Genomic DNA, 1332 nt, shown 5'->3' with positions numbered 1-1332 from the left:
TCAGCCACTTCAAGCCGCCGGTGAAAATCGGCGGCTTTGATTTTCAGCCACGCCCGGTTCGGCTGGAACTGGCCTGCATCTTTGAATCGATCGTCGCTCATGGCGGTCCCTCTGGCGGTCGCGGCATCCTACCACCGGCCGCGTGGGGCGGCCGGTTGAGGTTCCTTAGCCGGCCTTGACCGTAAACAGCGGCTCTTCATCAAGCGCGTTGCCTTCGCCGTCTACGATCCACATTCCCCACTTGGAGGCGTAGAACGACTTGTCTCTGAGGACGTCATCTGCTTCGAGCCCATCCAGCTTGACGAAGAAGTTGCCGCCGAAGAAGCCAGCGATGGAAAGGCCACCCAGGCCCCACACCAGCGCTCCATGCGGCGGTGTCCCAGGGCCGGCTAGGTCGCCGATCACCCTCGCCTCGAGCGTGATGGCCTGGGGGATCGCGATGCATTGACTGGGGTTATGGAGGTGGTGGTACTCGCCGGGGCGGTCTCCAGTCAGGGCGATGATGCCCTCGTACTTATTATGGTTCTCTTCAAGGTGGGTCCGAAGGAACCATTGCTTTCCCGAATTGAGAATTGTGCCCGGCAGAAGATCGTAATCTTTCGCTAGAACGTAAGCGCTTGCCTTAGTTGCCATCACCGTCTCCTTGGTTGGAGTCCGGAGTGTACTCAAGCGCCGCGCCGCCGGTGCGTCCTCTCCTGTGGATAACTCGTCCGTTGACCGGCCTCGCGCTGGGGGTAGGTTGGGGGGCATGGACATCAACCACCGGCCCGGAACCCGATTCGTCTGCCTGATGGACGCCCAAACCTCTCTCGTCTGGGCGCGCCTGAAGCGCGCGGCAGCACGGGGGGATTCCCGCCAGATCAAGAAGCAGCATCGGGCGCTTGAATCGGCGGGCCATAGACAAAATCGTGCTCGGCAAAGCCTGGTGTCGCCTGAAGGTGGCGCGGATCCAGCGGTATCGTGATGCCCGGGTGCTCGTTGGCGGCTTGCTCGTGCCATTCCCACACGACATGTGGCACACCCTCCATGTAAACCAGATCTGCCAATCGGATCTCATCGCCGATTCGGATCATCACTGTCCACACGTCTTTTCGGTCCATGCTCGTCTCCGGTAGCAGGTTGGGTGGGTCGCACCTCCAACTCTACCGACAGACGGGCTCCGATCCGTTGAACCAGCTCCCGTCCCCGGCAGCATGGCCCCGTCAAAACCAGGGGCCATCCATGAGCCAGTTCGACCAGATCATCGACCGAATCCTCTCCCACGAGGGCGGCTACGTGAACAACCCACGGGACCCGGGCGGCGAGACCCAGTGGGGGATCAGCAAGCGCTCG

2 protein-coding genes are annotated in these 1332 nt (G+C 61.8%); both read right to left on the bottom strand.

What is annotated here, in order from left to right; translation table 11 throughout:
- Positions 1-165 precede the first annotated feature (165 nt).
- The gene (locus RTO53_RS08090) at positions 166-633 is read right to left on the bottom strand and encodes a hypothetical protein (RefSeq protein WP_312237301.1); all 468 of its coding nucleotides are present in this window, start codon (positions 631-633) and stop codon (positions 166-168) included.
- 227 nt (positions 634-860) lie between these two features.
- Positions 861-1100 carry a hypothetical protein gene (locus tag RTO53_RS08085; protein WP_312237300.1) on the bottom strand — a complete coding sequence of 80 codons (240 nt, stop codon included), beginning with the start codon at positions 1098-1100 and terminating at the stop codon, positions 861-863.
- Between the last annotated feature and the right edge of the window lie 232 nt (positions 1101-1332).

Source organism: Stenotrophomonas sp. (assembly GCF_031995405.1).
Taxonomy (GTDB): domain Bacteria; phylum Pseudomonadota; class Gammaproteobacteria; order Xanthomonadales; family Xanthomonadaceae; genus Stenotrophomonas.
This window is presented reverse-complemented; position numbering and strand designations above follow the sequence as displayed.

Coding starts and splice junctions, on each gene's coding strand:
- RTO53_RS08090 (WP_312237301.1), bottom strand. CDS start 633: ATGGCAACTAAGGCAAGCGCTTACGTTCTAGCGAAAGATTACGATCTT.
- RTO53_RS08085 (WP_312237300.1), bottom strand. CDS start 1,100: ATGGACCGAAAAGACGTGTGGACAGTGATGATCCGAATCGGCGATGAG.